This is a genomic window from Burkholderia sp. R-40 (assembly GCF_049942845.1).
In the GTDB taxonomy this organism is placed as follows: Bacteria; Pseudomonadota; Gammaproteobacteria; order Burkholderiales; family Burkholderiaceae; genus Burkholderia; species Burkholderia ambifaria.
Map to the genome: position 1 here is coordinate 602,210 of NZ_CP187968.1, position 15,446 is coordinate 617,655.

General features: G+C 65.9%; 14 protein-coding genes. 11 read left to right on the forward strand and 3 right to left on the reverse strand.

The window, feature by feature from the left end; genetic code table 11:
- Window positions 1-90: 90 nt before the first annotated feature.
- The 8 genes from ACP26O_RS19095 (at window position 91) to ACP26O_RS19130 (ending at window position 8,467) form a co-directional block, all read left to right on the forward strand.
- A complete protein-coding gene (locus ACP26O_RS19095) occupies window positions 91-1,755 on the forward strand; it encodes a cbb3-type cytochrome c oxidase subunit I (protein WP_175663456.1) in 1,665 nt (554 codons plus the stop codon).
- A 1-nt stretch (window position 1,756) separates the two neighbouring features.
- Window positions 1,757-2,356, forward strand: a complete 600-nt coding sequence (locus ACP26O_RS19100) for a cbb3-type cytochrome c oxidase subunit II (protein ID WP_175663455.1) — start codon at window positions 1,757-1,759, stop codon at window positions 2,354-2,356.
- Entirely contained in the window at window positions 2,353-2,946 is a 594-nt protein-coding gene (locus tag ACP26O_RS19105; protein WP_175663454.1) for a c-type cytochrome, read from the forward strand. Before ACP26O_RS19100 ends, ACP26O_RS19105 begins: the two co-directional genes overlap by 4 nt.
- Window positions 2,943-5,225, forward strand: coding sequence for a heavy metal translocating P-type ATPase (locus ACP26O_RS19110; RefSeq protein ID WP_244098947.1), 2,283 nt, complete (start codon window positions 2,943-2,945; stop codon window positions 5,223-5,225). Before ACP26O_RS19105 ends, ACP26O_RS19110 begins: the two co-directional genes overlap by 4 nt.
- Entirely contained in the window at window positions 5,222-6,466 is a 1,245-nt protein-coding gene (locus tag ACP26O_RS19115) for a molybdopterin-dependent oxidoreductase (protein ID WP_175663453.1), read from the forward strand. The genes ACP26O_RS19110 and ACP26O_RS19115 overlap by 4 nt, the downstream gene beginning before the upstream one ends.
- A 35-nt stretch (window positions 6,467-6,501) precedes the next feature.
- Window positions 6,502-6,915 (forward strand): c-type cytochrome, encoded by a 414-nt coding sequence (locus tag ACP26O_RS19120; protein WP_244098946.1) that lies wholly within the window; start codon window positions 6,502-6,504, stop codon window positions 6,913-6,915.
- A gap of 204 nt (window positions 6,916-7,119) precedes the next feature.
- A complete protein-coding gene (locus ACP26O_RS19125; RefSeq protein ID WP_175663809.1) occupies window positions 7,120-7,461 on the forward strand; it encodes a DUF4148 domain-containing protein in 342 nt (113 codons plus the stop codon).
- 97 nt (window positions 7,462-7,558) lie between these two features.
- Window positions 7,559-8,467: a LysR family transcriptional regulator gene (locus ACP26O_RS19130; protein ID WP_165753264.1), complete on the forward strand. Its 909-nt coding sequence runs from the start codon at window positions 7,559-7,561 to the stop codon at window positions 8,465-8,467.
- A gap of 34 nt (window positions 8,468-8,501) precedes the next feature.
- Here the strand turns inward: ACP26O_RS19130 and ACP26O_RS19135 are convergent, their stop codons facing one another.
- A complete protein-coding gene (locus ACP26O_RS19135; protein ID WP_175663452.1) occupies window positions 8,502-8,927 on the reverse strand; it encodes a DUF3331 domain-containing protein in 426 nt (141 codons plus the stop codon).
- 246 nt (window positions 8,928-9,173) lie between these two features.
- The gene (locus ACP26O_RS19140; RefSeq protein ID WP_175663451.1) at window positions 9,174-10,124 is read right to left on the reverse strand and encodes an AraC family transcriptional regulator; all 951 of its coding nucleotides are present in this window, start codon (window positions 10,122-10,124) and stop codon (window positions 9,174-9,176) included.
- 633 nt (window positions 10,125-10,757) lie between these two features.
- Between ACP26O_RS19140 and ACP26O_RS19145 the strand changes: the two genes are divergently transcribed.
- Window positions 10,758-11,726, forward strand: a complete 969-nt coding sequence (locus tag ACP26O_RS19145) for a LysR family transcriptional regulator (RefSeq protein WP_175663450.1) — start codon at window positions 10,758-10,760, stop codon at window positions 11,724-11,726.
- A gap of 64 nt (window positions 11,727-11,790) precedes the next feature.
- Here ACP26O_RS19145 and ACP26O_RS19150 read toward each other — a convergent pair whose 3' ends face one another.
- Complete coding sequence (locus ACP26O_RS19150) at window positions 11,791-12,528, reverse strand: SDR family oxidoreductase (RefSeq protein ID WP_175663449.1); 738 nt, start codon at window positions 12,526-12,528, stop codon at window positions 11,791-11,793.
- Between the two features lie 301 nt (window positions 12,529-12,829).
- Here ACP26O_RS19150 and ACP26O_RS19155 point away from each other — a divergent pair, with 301 nt between their 5' ends.
- Together ACP26O_RS19155 and ACP26O_RS19160 are read left to right on the forward strand one after the other, a co-directional pair.
- On the forward strand, window positions 12,830-14,152 hold the full coding sequence (locus tag ACP26O_RS19155) for a sensor histidine kinase (protein WP_175663448.1): 1,323 nt from the start codon (window positions 12,830-12,832) through the stop codon (window positions 14,150-14,152).
- Entirely contained in the window at window positions 14,149-15,426 is a 1,278-nt protein-coding gene (locus ACP26O_RS19160) for an MFS transporter (RefSeq protein ID WP_175663447.1), read from the forward strand. The genes ACP26O_RS19155 and ACP26O_RS19160 overlap by 4 nt, the downstream gene beginning before the upstream one ends.
- Window positions 15,427-15,446 lie beyond the last annotated feature (20 nt).

Here is a 15,446-nt window from a genome sequence, read left to right on the forward strand (position 1 = left end):
GTTGACGTCGTGCACCCGAATGCTTTGCCGTTATAGAGGATACCTTATGGATTCGCGTGGATATTCCATTCACCGAGGAGCTTTGTCGAAATGAACTTCACGATTGGCACGCTGCTCGCGCTGTCGTTTCTGATCTCCGTGCTCGGGCTGTTCCTGTTCCTGTGGGCGCAAATGAACGGCCTGATGCGGGCCGGCCCCGATGCAGCCGAGGTCATCTTCGCCGCGGGGGAAGTCGGACAGACGGAAGATCCGGCCTTGTCCGCATCGCAACGCGAGCGCCTCCAGCAGGCCGCCGCGCATGCGGCGCCCGGCACACGTTCCGGCGCATCGGGCGACGCGCCGGCACTCGGCCGGGAACTCGCGGAACGCGCGCGGCTGGACGCGTCGAGCCGCGGGCCGACCTTCGTCTTTCTGAGCTCCTCGGTATTCTGGCTGCTGCTGGGCTCCGTTGCGGGCCTCGTCGCGTCGCAGAAGCTGACCGCCCCGGACTTTCTCACGCAGTCGGCCTGGCTCACGTTCGGCCGCGTGCGCACCGCGCATCTGAACATGGTGGTATACGGATGGGCGTCGATGGCAGGCATCGGCATTGCCCTCTGGATGCTGCCGCGCCTGCTCAAGACACAGCTGGCGGGCGGCCGCTACGCCATCGCCGGCGCTTGGCTCTGGAATGCCGGCCTCTCCGCGGGCATCGCCGCCATTCTGTCGGGATGGACCGACGGCCTGCAATGGCTCGAGATTCCGTGGCAAATCGGCATCCTGCTCGCGGCGGGCGGTGCGCTCGCGGCCGTGCCGCTCCTCATGACCATCGCACGGCGCACCACGCGCCATCTGTACGTGTCGGTGTGGTATCTCGCCGCCGCGCTGCTGTGGTTCCCCATCCTCTACATCGTCGCGAAGGTGCCGGGCGTGCACTTCGGCGTCGAGCAGGCCATCGTCAACTGGTGGTTCGCGCACAACGTGCTCGGCCTGTGGCTCACGCCGATCGGGCTGGCCGCAGCCTATTACTTCATCGCGAAGGTGCTCGGGCGGCCGATCTACTCGTACGCGCTCTCGCTCGTCGGCTTCTGGGCTCTGGCCATGTTCTACAGCCAGGCCGGCATTCACCACCTGCTGGGCGGCCCCGTTCCGCAATGGCTGCAGAGCGTGTCGGTCGTCCAGAGCGTGATGATGATCGTCCCGGTGCTTGCCGTCGGTGTGAACCACCATATGACGGTGGCCGGCCACTTCGGCGCGCTGAAACACTCGCCTACGCTGCGCTTCGTCGTGCTGGGCGCCGTGCTGTACACGCTCGTATCGCTGCAGGGGTCGCTCGAGGCGCTGCCGTTCTTCAACCGGCTCGTGCATTTCACGCAGTACAAGGTAGCCCACGCCCATCTCGGCCTGTACGGCTTCTTTTCGATGATCATGTTCGGCTCGATCTACTTCACGATGCCACGCGTGCTCGAACGCGAATGGCCGTACCCGAAGCTCGTCTGGCTCCACTTCTGGCTCGCGGTCGTCGGCTTTGCCATTTACTTCGTCTCGCTCACGATCGGCGGCGTTCTGCAAGGCATCGCACTGCTCGACCCCGCGCGGCCGTTCATGGCGTCCGTCGAAGTTCTCACGCCATATCTGCAAGCACGCACGCTCGGCGGCGCGCTCATGACGATCGGCCATTTCGTATTCGCGTATCACTTCTTCGCGCTCGTCTTCGGCAGGCAGGGCGCGCGCTCAGACGCGGCGCCGGCTCGCCACGCGATCTCGATGGGGGCCTGACATGAACCGCGCCCTGACCGTCGTAATCGGCTCGCTGATCATGCTCGCGATGGCGACGCTCGTCCTCGTCGCCCTTCCGTATCGGCAATTGCGCGACGAAGCGCCGCCCGAGCCGCTGAAGCCCTATACCGTCGCCCAGCTGCGCGGACATGCGACCTACGTGAACATGGGCTGCGTCTACTGCCATTCACAGCAGCCGCGCGCGCCGTCGCTCGGCCCGGATCAACTGCGCGGATGGGGACGCCCGTCCGTGCCCGCGGACTACGTTTACGACTATCCGCACCTGCTCGGCGTATCGCGCACGGGGCCCGACCTGTTCAACATCGGCGCCCGGCAGCCGAGTGACGCATGGCACCTCGCGCATCTCTATCAGCCGCGCGCGGTGACGCCAGGCAGCGTGATGCCGGCCTATCCGTTCCTGTTCAGGGTCGTCGATCACGCGAAGCCGGGTGACGTCGTCGTGCAGTTGCCGCCGAAGGTCGCACCGGCCGACGGCAAACAGGTGGTCGCATCGCAGGACGCGCTCGATCTCGTCGCCTATCTCACGGCCCTCAATCACACCTATCCGGCACCGGCCGATCCGTCGGGAGCAATGAAATGAGCGAACAAGACAACGCGCGTGCCGTCCGCGCGCGCGAACACGCGGAACCGATCGAGCGCAGCAACCCGGTGCCCTGGCTGCTCGGCCTCGTGGCCGCCGCGCTGGCGGTCTGGGGCGTGAGCTACTTCCTCCTCAATCCCGCACTCGGTCCGAACCCGGCCGCGAAATCCCAAGCCGCGCCGGGCGGCACCGACGCCGTTGCCGCGGTGCCGACGGCGGCTGACGGCGCCCTGCTCTTCGCGAGCCGCTGCGCGTCGTGCCACCAGGCTACCGGCGCGGGTCTGCCGGGCGTCTTCCCGCCGCTCGCCGGCTCGGAGTGGGTCAACGGCGATCCGAAGCTCGTCGCGCGCATCCTCCTGCTGGGCGTCACGGGCAAGATCACGGTGGCAGGCAACACGTTCAACGGGTCGATGCCGGCATTCGGCACGACGCTGACCGACGACGAGATTGCCGCCATCGCGTCGCACGTCCGGTCGAGCTTCGGCAATCACTCGCCGGCGTTGACGGCCGACGTCGTGAAGGCCGAACGCGCGGCCATCGGCAACCGCACGGCGCCGTGGGCCGGCGAAGACGAGCTGAAGCGCCCATGAGCGAGGCCGCTGTAATGGCATCGGGCACGCCCGACAGCGCGACGCTCGACGTGCGCGGCATGTGGTGCACGAGCTGTGCGAATGCGCTCGAACGCGTGCTGCAGCGCCAGCCCGGCGCGCTCGACGCGCGGGTGAGCTTCGCGTCGGAATCCGCGACCGTCGAGTGGGATCCGCGCCGCACCTCCCTCGACCATCTGCTCGCCGCCGCGGCGAAACTCGGCTACGAATGCACGCCCGAAAGCGAGACGCCGGATCGGCGCGCGCATACGGCCGCGCTGCTCGACGACCTGACGCTGCGGCTCGTCATCGCCGCCTTCTGCTCGATGTGGGTGATGACGGCGCAAACGACGCTGTACTTCACGACGGCCGCCACGGTGCCGGAGCCCGTTCGCCATGGGCTCGCCGTGCTGGCCGGCATCGCCACGCTGCCTGTCGTCGGTTATTGCGCGCAACCGTTCTTCAAGGCCGCGTGGCGAACGTTGCGTGCACGCGTGCCCGGGATGGACTGCCTCGTCGCAATGGGTACGAGCGCGTCGTTCCTGCTTTCCCTGTGGCGGGTCGCGTACGGCGAATCGACGGTCTATTTCGATTCGGCGGCGATGATCGTCACGTTCCTGCTGGCGGGCCGCTGGCTCGAACTGCGCGTGCGCAGCCGCATGTCGGACGCCGTTCGCGCGCTGCTCGATTTGCCCGCGCAAACCGCGCGCGTACTCGCAAGCGACGGCGCGCAGACGGTCATGCTCGCCAAGCGCGTCGCAACCGGCAGCATCATTCGCGTGCTGCCGGGCGAGCGTCTGCCGCTCGACGGTGTCGTCACGGACGGCCGCTCGTCGCTCGATCGTTCGCTGCTGACGGGCGAAAGCGAGCTCGTCGGCGTGGAGCGCGGCAGCTTCGTCGAGGCCGGCGCCCTCAATGCCGACGGCGAGTTGCTGGTGTGCGTGAAATATGGATGGGGCGAGCGCCGCGTGGACTCGATCGCGGCGAGCGTGCGCGCGATGCTCGCGCGCAAGACGGCGTCGCAAGCCATCGCCGAGCGCTTCACGCGCCGCCTCGTCCCGGCCATCGCGATGATCGCGCTGCTGGTGTTCGTCGGCGGCGGCCTGCTGGGCATGGGATGGGCGGATGCGCTGGAGCGCGCCGTCGCGGTGCTCGTCGTCACCTGCCCGTGCGCGCTCGGCATGGCCGTGCCGCTCGCGCTGAGCGCCGGCGTCGGACGCGCGGCCCGCGAAGGCATTCTCTTTCGCGACGTCGAGGCCATCGAGAAGGCCGGCAAACTCCGCATGTTCTTCCTGGACAAAACCGGCACGCTGACCGAGGGCAAGCCACGGCTTGTCAGCGCACGCGCGGCAAGCGGCGTGCGCGAAGCCGAACTCATCGAGGAAGCGGCGCGCGCCGAACGCGGCAGCGAGCATCCGATCGCGGCCGCCATTCGCGCGCTCGTCGCGCCCGACAGGCTCGCCGGTGCGGTGGAGGCCTCGCGCGGCACGTCGCGCGCGGTGGCGGGCGCCGGCGTGGCATGGGAAGGCGCCGATGGCAAATGCATTCTCGCCGGCACCGCCGCATTCCTGCGCAGTCACGACGTTCAGGTACCCGAAATCGACGATGCGAACACAGCCGTCCATGTCGCCCGCAACGGCCGCTGGCGCGGCATGCTGGGCTTCGCCGACCGCCCGCGCGAGGGCGCCCGGGACGCCGTGGCCTCGCTGCGCGCGCAAGGCGCAACGGTGACCATGCTGACCGGCGACCGGCCGATCGTCGCGCGCGCCATCGCGCAGGCCGTGGGCTTGGGCGATGACTCCATCCTCGCGGCGCAGTCTCCCGAACGAAAGGCAGCACACATCGTTCACGCACAGGCCGCGGGTCGCGGCGCGGTCGCGTTCGTGGGCGACGGGCTCAACGACGCGCCGGCCCTGGCCGCGGCCGATGTCGGCATCGCGGTCGGCAGCGCGTCGCCCGCGTCGATGGCCGCCGCATCCATCGTGCTCGTCGATGCGGGCATTGAAAAGCTCGACCTCGCGTTGCAGCTCGCGCGCCGCACCGCGCGCGCCATGCACCAGAACCTCGCCGCCGCGGTCGTCTACAACGCGCTCGCGATTCCCGCGGCCGTGTTCGGCTGCGTGTCGCCCGCCACCGCTGCCGCGCTGATGGTCGCGAGCTCGATGTCCGTCACGCTGAACGCCGGCCGGCTCGCGGTCCGCACCGATAGGCCGCCGGCCCCCAACGGCACGTCGCGCCCCGTGCGCGCTTTGTCCACCGAACAGACCTGGAGCACCTCATGAGCCAACACGATTACGATCCCGTCTCGCTGCACCGGCGCCGCCTGCTGGGCGGCCTCGGCGCGCTGGGTGCGGCGGCATTCATGATGCCCACGCTCGCGCGCGGCACCCAGAGCGGCACCATCGAGCTGCCGTTCGAGAACGGCAGCCGGCCGCTCACGTCGGACCTGCCGCAAAAATCCAATGTGATCCTGCAGCGCACGCGTCCACCGCTGCTCGAAACACCGTTCGACGTCTTCGACCAAGGCGTGTTCACGCCGAACGACCGCTTCTACGTGCGCTGGCACCTCGCCAACATTCCGAACTCCATCGATCCGGCCACGTACCGCGTCGCAGTTCACGGTGCCGTCAAGCGGACGTTGAATCTTTCGCTCGACGACCTGATGCGCAGGTTCCCGCGCTACGAGATCGCCGCGGTCAATCAGTGCTCGGGCAACTCGCGCGGCTTCTTCAGCCCGCGTGTGCCGGGCGGCCAGTGGGGCAACGGCGCGATGGGCAATGCGCTATGGAAAGGCGTTCGCCTGAAGGACGTGCTCGACCATGCGGGCGTGCGCGCCAATGCCGTTTGCGTTCGCTTCAACGGGCTCGATTCGGGCGTGATTCCGCAAACGCCGAAGTTCCTCAAGTCCGTGGAGATCGACCATGCACGCGACGGCGAGGTCATGCTCGCGTACGCGATGAACGGCGAGCCGCTGCCGCTGCTCAACGGGTATCCGCTACGGCTCGTCGTACCGGGCTGGTATGCGACGTACTGGGTGAAGATGGTGACCGACATCGAAGTGCTGGACACACCCGACGACAACTTCTGGACCGCCAAGGCATACAAGGTACCAGCCAACCACTTCGCCAACGTGCGGCCCGGTGAGACCGACGTGCCGCAGATTCCCATCAACCGGATGCTGCCGCGCTCGTTCTTCACCAACATGAGGACCGGCGACACAGTGGGCGCCGGGCAACCGGTGCTCGTCCGCGGTATTGCGTTCGGCGGCATCAACGCACTGGCGCGCGTGCAGCTGTCGACAGATGGCGGTCGAAGCTGGGCCGATACGCAACTGGGACACGACTACGGCAAATACAGCTTCCGCCAGTGGCGGACGAACGTGCGCTTCGCTCAACGCGGCCCGCAGACGCTGATGGTGCGCGCCATCGACGCGACGGGGCAGGCCCAGCCGGCCACACCGAACTGGAACGGTGCAGGTTTCATGCGCAACGTCATCGAATCGATTCAGCTCGACGTGGCTTGACAAGGAGCGACAACATGAACGCAAGACTGAAGCGCATGGCGGTGATGTTGATGGTCCCTGTTTCCGTTGGTGCGTTGCTTGGCCTCGTGGGCCGGCACTACCTTCCCGAGTCCATTGCGGCGCAGGCGGCGCGCCAGGACGCTATCGCGCCGCCGGTGCACTTGAGCGCGCTCAACGTGACATTGCCGCCCGGCCATTCGGTGTTTCCGCCCGGGCCCGGTGCGGACATCGCCAACGCGAATTGCGTGATGTGCCACTCCACGGGCATGGTGCTGCGGCAACCGCCGCTCACCACCGGCGAATGGAAGGTCGAGATCACGAAGATGCGCAATGCGTTCGGCGCACCCATTTCACCGGACCAGATCGACGCGCTGGCGCATTACCTGAACGCGATCGATGGCCGCAAGCCTCAGGCGGGCCCGTCCGGCGTCGACAATCAGGCGAGCTGAAAGCCATAACCGCCGTGTATGGCACGCATCGAAACAATGCATTTTTCGTGAGCGACGTGCGCCGATATCCTTGTTTCATCGACTCGCAATCCATCGCGAGGCCGCCGAAACCCGGCAAAGGCAAACGCTGTTGGACAACGGCGGGATCGATCGACAGTGAAAGATGTGTCGCCTTCAATTCAACTCAACTCAAGGAGCTTCATCATGAAAACGCTTGCATGCGTCGCCCTCGTCCTCGGCACCCTCGCCGCGCCCGCGCTCAGCTTCGCGCAAAGCAACATGCCGCTCACGCGCGCGCAAGTGCGCGCCGATCTGGTCCGCGTCGAGCGCACTGGCTATAATCCGGCGACCGGAAACGATCCGCAGTATCCGGCGGACATTCAAGCAGCCGAAGCGAAGGTCGCGGCCGAACAGGCAGCGAGCGGTTTCGGCGGCGCACCGACAGACGGTAGCTCGGCAAGCGGCAAACGCGCTCACATGGCCGCGCATGCATCCGCATCGTGCGTCGGCCCGGCCAGCTTCTGCAATCCCTATTTCGGCAGTTGACCGTTGATGCGCCGCGCACTGTTCAGCCGAGCCCGCCCGCTCGGCAGTTCAGCCGGGTATGCGTAGCGCGCAGCAGCCGTCGCCTCTCCCGCGCCCCATGAACTTCACGCATCTTCTCGCCTTTTATGAAGTCGCCCGCGCCGGCAGCATCAGTGCCGGCGCGGAGCGTTTACACGTCAGTCAGCCGGCCGTCACCCGGGAGGTCCGCGAGCTGGAGGACCGCCTCGGCATCGTGCTGTTCGATCGGCTGCCGCGCGGCGTGGCATTGACCGAAGGCGGCAAGCTGCTCTACGAGTATGCAAGCCGCATCTTTACGCTCGCGGATACTGCCGAGAAAGAGCTCGCGGAGCTTGCGGGCCTCGGCTCGGGCCATATGAAGATCGGTGCGAGCGGCACACTGGGCGTTTTTTTCGTGCCGGAAGCAATCGCGGCGTTCAATGCACGCCATCCCCGTGTCGCCATCGATCTTACGGTCACGAACACCGAGCGCGTGGAAGCGGGTTTACACGACCTGAGCTTCACGATCGGCTTCATCGAGGGGCCGTTCGACGACTCCATTCTCCATGCTCGACGCATCGGCTCCGACGAGATCGCCGTCGTCGCGGCGGCGGGCCACCCGCTTGCGGGGACGAAAGTACGTGCACGGGATCTGGTGGACCGGACCGTGATCATGCGCGAGCCGGGGTCCGGCACGCGCGCGATCATCGAAGAATCGTATCGTCGCGCCGGGCTCGAAATCGAGCCGCTGATGTCGGTGAGCCATACCGAAGCAATCAAGCGGATGCTGCTGTCCCAGCACGCGCTGGCCTACATCTCGACGCTCAGCGTAACGGACGAGCTGCGGCGCGGCGAACTGGCCATTGTCGAGGTCGAGGACATGCGGATCGTGCGGCCGCTACACATGGTCTGGGCGAAAGGGCGATCGCTGTCGCCCAGCAGCCAGGCATTGTTTGACCTGGTGGCGAGCGGCGCGCTGAACACCGCGATTGCAGTGGGCGCAGAGTAGCGCGCGGCTCGCCGCTGCCGCATCGCCGCTGAGGTCAGCGATCGGCTTCCACTTCGCGCAGCACCGACTCGAGAATCATCGCTCCGGCATTGAGCGGCCTCGGACGCCCACGGGGCTGATAGACGGTATCGCCAGTCCGCACGGGCCGACCACTGATTGCGCACGTCCCGCCTGTGCGGGCGCGCGTCACATGCCAGGTCTGGTCGCCATACGAGCAGTGCGTCGAGTCGCGCCATGCGATCGTCACCGCTGTCGAGCTCACACGATCGACGAAACTCACGGAAACGGCGCGGCGCCCCGCACCGGCCGTTCCCGGCCGCGCATGAGGCGCCGCACCGCGAGCCTGCGGCGGCTCCGTCGCAGGCGCGACCGGTCGCACATCGTTTCGGCACAATTGGGAGAGCAGGCTCAGCGTCTGCTGCCATGGATCCATCGCCAGTACGTCGGTCGCGAAGTTCATCATCGTCCTCGTTGCGTCACAGGTTTCACCGTTTCGACAAGCGTGCTCCGCGACTATCCGGGCCCACCCGGCTCGTCACATCGGCGAGCGTGCTCCGCCATCTCGCGGGCGTCATTCGACGAGCGCGCGCCGGCGCTCCTGCAACCCGGCGACACATGCGGGACATGAAGCACCGCGTCGCGACCGTCGCGCGGGTGAGCGCCACGAAGAAATCCCGCGCTAATGGCAAGGAAAACCGGTACCCGTTCATCGATCGACATTTGCCTTCGCCCTCCAGCAAAAAGGCGTCTCTCCGACGAAGCGTTTGAACACCGTCGTGAAATGGGCTTGCGAACGGAAGCCGCAACCCAATGCGACATCGAGCAAGCCATGGCGTGATTCGAGCAGGAGCTGCTGGGCGCGCTCGATGCGCCGCCGCATCAGATATTCGTGAGGCCGCAATCCGGTGGCCCGGCGGAACTGCGCAGCAAAGTGCATCCGCGTCAGCCCGACACTGTGTGCCATATCGGCGAGCCCGATCGATTCCGCGAGGTGCGCTTCGACATAGTCGACCACGCGGCGCATGCGCCACGACGGCAGTGCAGCCGCGCCGCGCACTTCGCTCCTGTTCGTCGCGAAGTGGCGAGCCACGATGCGCGACACGATCGCGAGGCTGACGCTGTCGGCGAAAACCTTGCCCAACGCCGCGTCCTGCGTGTGGGACACCGCGAGCGCCTGACCGAGCCGCTCGAGCGCCGGATCGCGGATGAGGCGCGGATCGTCGATGACGATGTCGCCGGCATGGGCGCGACCGAAAAGGTCGGCATAGCACTCGGCCAATACCGTTTGGGATGCAAACAAATGCAGCACGTCGCTGGGCGCGTCGAACACGGCGCGACACGCGATGCCCGGCGCGGTGATTTGCGCGGCACCCGCCGTCAGCCGGCCCTGGACGAGCGTGCGGCCCGCGTGCGAGAAGGTCAGCAACGTACATTTGAGGTTGATGCCGATGCAGTGCCAGTTCTCGCTGCAGTCGTTCGTTACCTCGAGCGTCTCGGTACCATTCCGGGTCCAGCGCGAAAGCGCGATGTCGATATCGCGACCGGCGCCCGGATCGCGCCACGCATGTTCGGCGGCAATCGGGCTGGACGCGCGCACACCGGCAAGCGCGTCGAAATCGGTGGCTGTCTTGAAAGGACTCGATGACAAAAGAATCATGGCTAGCTACCTGGGAACATGAAGCGTTGCGCACGACCAGTGCGGTGAATACACGGTATCGAAACGAAGCACGGTGCACCAGCCGTACAAAGGGGTTGCGCGAACTTGTCCATGGGTGGGGCCGGTCATATCGAGGTTTAATCCACGAATCGGGGCGGCGCACCCGGCGGCGCGTGCCGTCGACATGGCGGCAGCTGATCCCCATCCCGCTGCAAGCCGGCACGAGGGCAATCGGTCGACTCGACGGAAGCCTTCCGCCCGGCGCTGCGGCACCATCGCCGGCACGTTCCGCGGCTACGAACCGATGGCCCGACCTATACCAAGGTATGAGAAAGAATGCGAAACCGGTCGGCCTTCGCCGTCACCGCTTGGCCGTTGTCCCGTGCACCCATTTCGACGATCGGGCGTTGACGCCAGTCGAACATCCGGACGACAGAACCGAAATCGGCAACGCGCTATACGCGAGGATGAGTCGAAAGTGCCTATCGGGTATCCGCGTATCCCAACGTACGATGGTGCGCAACAGAGCGTCCCGCTATCTTTTGATCTCGTGACAGCATTCCGAAGCGCGCGATCGTCGATCCCGTCTCCTGCTGTCGGACAGTCGAGATTCCTGGACACGACGAGGTATTCATGGACACGCTACTGAGCATGCGGATCTTCTCGCATGTGGTGGAAACGGGCAGTTTCAGTGCGGCTGCCGACCATATGGAGTTCAGCAAGGCATGCGTGTCGCGGGCGGTCTCCACGCTCGAGAACCGGTTGCGCGCGAGACTGCTGAACCGCACGACACGCAGCCTGTCGTTGACGGAGTCCGGGCAGCGCTATTACGCGAGATGCAAGCAGATTCTTGCCGATCTGGACGATGCCGAAGCGCAGGCCGGCGGCGCCTATACCGTGCCGCACGGCACCCTGCACGTCCATTGTTCGCCCGAGCTTGGACTCCGGCGCTTCACGCAATGCCTCGTCGAATATCAACGCCAGCATCCGGGCGTCAAGCTTCATGTCACGTTCATACCCGGCGCCGCACATCTGATCAACGACCGCGTCGATGTGTCGATCGTGCCCACGGCGTCACTGCCCGATTCCGGGAACGTGAGCCGGATGGTCGGTCAGATCGAGCATGTGCTGGTGGCCGAACCGAAGTATCTTCAGGCCTGCCGAATCGACACATTCGAGCAGATAGCCCCGCACGCGCTGACGCCCATACCCGCGCGCGTTGCGACGCCGCAGCGCCACGCCAGGCTCACCATCGTCAAGCCCGCATCGGCGAACAACGACGGACCGTTCGTCATCGACGACGTCGACGCCACGCGCTTCGCCGTTCTTGCGGGCGCGGGCGTCGCCGCGCTGCCGCTGCACTGCGTGATCGACGACATTCGACAGGGCTCGCTCGTGCGGCTGTTCCCCGAACATCGCCTGGAGCGCACGCCCGTGTTTGTCCTTTACGCGTCGCGTCGTCACGTCGACGCGAAGATCCGAACGTTCGTCGATTTCATGGCGGCGCGCCTGATTGACGTGCTTCAGGCGCCCTCGTGCCCCGCAGCAGCAGATGTGTCGGCCCCCACCGCTTGCCTGGACCATCCCGCGCGCGTGGGCTGACCTGCGCGCGGGGCAGAAAGCGGGACGACACCTTCGCGACCTCTTGCCGAAGGCGTCCGCCCAATCAGGCAAAACCGCCGTTGGCATAAAGAATCTGGCCGTTGATCCACTGGCCGTCCTCGCCGACGAGAAACGCTACCGTTCCCGCAATATCGTCCGGCTGGCCGAGTCGCTCGAGCGGTGCGAGGTGCGCAAGCCGTTCGATCTGCTCGTCCGTCTTTCCTTTCAGGAACAACTCCGTCGCGACCGGCCCCGGTGCGACCGCGTTATCCGTAATCCGCCGCCCCCGCATCTCGTTGGCCAGCACTCTCACCAGCCCGTCGCCGCCGGCCTTCGACGCGATGTAGGCGCCGTAGCCGGGGAACGACTTGGCGACGACACTGCTGGAGCAGACGACGATACGGCCGCCGTCGCGCAGATGCGACGCGGCGTGCGCCATGACGAGGTAGCTGCCGCGCAGATTGACCTGAATCGTCCTGTCGAATACGTCGAGACCGTCCGGGCCGACAGGTGCGAGCGGCATGATGCCCGCGCAATGGACGACCACATCGAGCCGGCCGAATGCATTCAGCGCACGGTCATAGAGCGCGGCGACATCGTCCGCCGCGCTGATATCGCCCTTGACCGCGATTGCCCGCCCGCCTCGGGCCGTGATGTCCGACACGAGGGCGTCCATTCCGGCGCCGTTTCCGGCGTAGTGGCCCACGATCGCAAATCCGTCCGTCGCGAGTCGCAGCGCGACCGCCTTGCCGATGCCGCCCGACGCGCCAGTGACGAGCGCAACTTTCACCCTATCCGACATATTGGCTCCTTGCAGTTGATGTGACGCACCGGCACAGTCCGATGCTCGCGTCACTATGCAGTGGCCGCCGATGCGGTTTTTTTTGATTCGCACGTTTGTTGAGCCGCAGCAGGCGCCAAGCAGGTGAAATACGAGAAGGTTCGCGACGCGCGGTCAGCCACGTCGTATCGTGCCGACATGCCGAATGCCTTGTTCGCAGGACATTATGGTTTTGTATAATCGCCGCACTTTTCCCGAGACGCCTTCGTCCACGACATTCAGCGATGCTCGACCTCACTTCGCACGTATTCGAACTCGCCCCATGAACGGACCCAACGGCAAGTCGCCGAGCTTATCGACACGGAAACCGTCAGGCCCGGCGGGGGAATCCGCGGCGGAAGCGCGCGTCGAAACCGACTCGGTGTTTCGCGACGCGCCCATACCGATTCTCATAGAGGACTGGTCCGGCATCAAGGCGTGGGTCGACTCGCTCAAGGCATGTGGCGTGACGGATCTGGATGCCTACATCGACGACCATCCGCACGTGATCGACGAGCTGCGCGAGCGACACGCGTTCATCGACGCAAACGGCGCCGCTCTCGCCCTGTTCGACGCAGAATCGAAGGCGCTGTTTTTCGAACAGTCGCGCAGGTTGCTTCCGGCGAATCGCATCAGCAACTCGCAGGTATTGCGCGCGATGTTCGACGGGCACGCGTTCTGCCAGGGCGAACGCCTGCTATCGACCCTCACCGGCAGGAAAGTACCCATCGTGTGGCGGTGCTCGCTGCCGACCGAGCCGGCGCAATATCGTCGTCTGCACTTCTATGCGTTCGACGTGACCGAGCACAAGGAAAACAGCGAGCGCCTGGAGGCGTTGCGCGCGCAGATGGCACGAACGGCCCGAGTATCGATGGTCGGGCAACTTGTCGCGTCGATTACCCACGAAATCGGCCAGCCGCTCGGTGCGGTCCGTACCGCGCTCGATGCAGCCGCCCGCTGGATGGACCGCGCCGAGCCGAATATCGGCGAAGCATTGGCCGCGTTCCGGTACGCGGCTCGGTGGACCGACGATATTGCGGCCATCTGCCAGCGTTTGCGCGGGTTCCTCGTCGGCGCGCCGGTCGAGGCGGTCGAAGTCGACTGTGCCGAAATCGTGCAATCCGCGATGCTGTTGGTCGCGTCGGAGGCGAATGCGCATGCAATCGCCGTCTCGATGAATATCGAGCCGGGCATACGCGCGTATGCCGATCGCATTCAGCTTCAGCAGGTGTTGACCAACCTGCTGATCAACGGTATTCACGCGATCTCCGCCGTCGAGCTCAAGGATCGCGCGCCGCAACTGACCGTGAGCGTGCGCCGCCACGACACCATGCAGGTACTTTTCGAAGTCTGCGATTCGGGATGCGGCATCATGGCTGCCCAACCGGACTCGGTCTTTCAACCCCTTTCCAGCACGAAGAGCGACGGAATGGGAATGGGTCTTCCGATCTCAAAGTCGATCGTCGAAGCGCACGGCGGTGCGATATGGATCGAGCAAACCGGCCAACGAGGAACGACTTTCTGCTTCACCGTCCCGAGCTTTCCCGATGCGTTCGGCACCCGTAAGCCGCAAGCATCCGCACCTCGAGGCGACCAGGCCGCATGAGACGATCCCGGAACGATGCCGACGCAGCGTCTGCACACAGGCTCACGGCGGGCACCCTCGCCACGATTGTGCTTGCCAACGCTGTCGAGTTCTTCGACTACTTCTGCTATACGGTCTTCGCCGCGTTCATCGCCCATGCTTTTTTCCCGCACGCATCGGCCGCATACGGCCGGATGTTGTCGCTTGGCACTTTTGCGGCCGGATTCCTGTCCCGCCCGATCGGCGCGCTTGCGATCGGCCTCCATGCGGACACTGCCGGACGCAAGCCGGCGTTACTGCTCAGCGCGGCGCTCGTCACCGTAGGTTCGGTCGGTGTCGCGATGACGCCGGACTACGCGACGCTGGGCATCGGCGCACCGATAGCCGTGCTGATCTGCCGGATCCTGCAGGGCTTGGCAGTGGGCGGAGAAATGGGATCGTCGGGCGCGTTGTTGATCGAGCGTTGTCCGCCCGCGCGCAAGAGCTTTTATGCGGGATGGCTGATGGCGGGCCAGGGACTCGCGCTGGTCGCCGCCGGTAGTTGCGGTATTGTGATTTTCAACCTGCTTACGACCACGCAAATTCAGCACTGGGGCTGGCGCATACCGTTCGCGCTAGCGGGCATGCTCATACCCGTGCAGCTCTATTTGCGCCGCAAGATCGACGAGACGTGGCGGGTGCCGCGCGACGGACACGCGGTGCGCCACATGCTCGTCGGGTATCGATCGCAGTGGCTGCTCGCGATCGCATTGATCTTCGGCGGCACCGTACCGACCTATGTCGCGACCTACGCGACCACGGCCGGCGTCGCCGGTCCGCCACCGACCGCGTACGCGGCCTTTGTGACGACGGTGGCGGTCGGTGCGGTCACGCTGGCGCTGTCGTTGGCAGGCGGTTGGCTCGCGGATCGAATCGGCCGACTGCGGACCATCGGCCTGTCGCGCGCCGTCACCATGCTGGCCGTGCTACCGGCGTTCCATTATGCGGCGACGCATCCGCAACCCGTCGTATTGCTCTGCGTGGTCGCGCTGTTCGCCGGCTTGTCCGCCATCGCCGGCGCACCGAGCATCGTCGTCATTCTCGAGATGTTCCCGATGCGGGGCCGTGCCGTCGCGCTGTCGGTCGTATACGCCACCGGTGTCGCGCTGTTTGGCGGCACGGCCCCGTTCGTGGTTGCGTCGGTCGATGCATGGACGGGCCTGCACACCGCCGCCGGCTGGTATGTCTGCGTGTCCGCCGCGATTACGCTGATTGCGGTTCTCCAGGTTCGCACCGTGCGCAGCGCGAACGCATAACGTCCAGCCGCCGGTCCGTA

Coding starts and splice junctions, on each gene's coding strand:
- ACP26O_RS19155 (WP_175663448.1), top strand. CDS start 12,830: ATGAACGGACCCAACGGCAAGTCGCCGAGCTTATCGACACGGAAACCG.
- ACP26O_RS19160 (WP_175663447.1), top strand. CDS start 14,149: ATGAGACGATCCCGGAACGATGCCGACGCAGCGTCTGCACACAGGCTC.
- ACP26O_RS19150 (WP_175663449.1), bottom strand. CDS start 12,528: ATGTCGGATAGGGTGAAAGTTGCGCTCGTCACTGGCGCGTCGGGCGGC.
- ACP26O_RS19115 (WP_175663453.1), top strand. CDS start 5,222: ATGAGCCAACACGATTACGATCCCGTCTCGCTGCACCGGCGCCGCCTG.
- ACP26O_RS19140 (WP_175663451.1), bottom strand. CDS start 10,124: ATGATTCTTTTGTCATCGAGTCCTTTCAAGACAGCCACCGATTTCGAC.
- ACP26O_RS19120 (WP_244098946.1), top strand. CDS start 6,502: ATGGCGGTGATGTTGATGGTCCCTGTTTCCGTTGGTGCGTTGCTTGGC.
- ACP26O_RS19135 (WP_175663452.1), bottom strand. CDS start 8,927: ATGAACTTCGCGACCGACGTACTGGCGATGGATCCATGGCAGCAGACG.
- ACP26O_RS19105 (WP_175663454.1), top strand. CDS start 2,353: ATGAGCGAACAAGACAACGCGCGTGCCGTCCGCGCGCGCGAACACGCG.
- ACP26O_RS19130 (WP_165753264.1), top strand. CDS start 7,559: ATGAACTTCACGCATCTTCTCGCCTTTTATGAAGTCGCCCGCGCCGGC.
- ACP26O_RS19100 (WP_175663455.1), top strand. CDS start 1,757: ATGAACCGCGCCCTGACCGTCGTAATCGGCTCGCTGATCATGCTCGCG.
- ACP26O_RS19110 (WP_244098947.1), top strand. CDS start 2,943: ATGAGCGAGGCCGCTGTAATGGCATCGGGCACGCCCGACAGCGCGACG.
- ACP26O_RS19095 (WP_175663456.1), top strand. CDS start 91: ATGAACTTCACGATTGGCACGCTGCTCGCGCTGTCGTTTCTGATCTCC.
- ACP26O_RS19145 (WP_175663450.1), top strand. CDS start 10,758: ATGGACACGCTACTGAGCATGCGGATCTTCTCGCATGTGGTGGAAACG.
- ACP26O_RS19125 (WP_175663809.1), top strand. CDS start 7,120: ATGAAAACGCTTGCATGCGTCGCCCTCGTCCTCGGCACCCTCGCCGCG.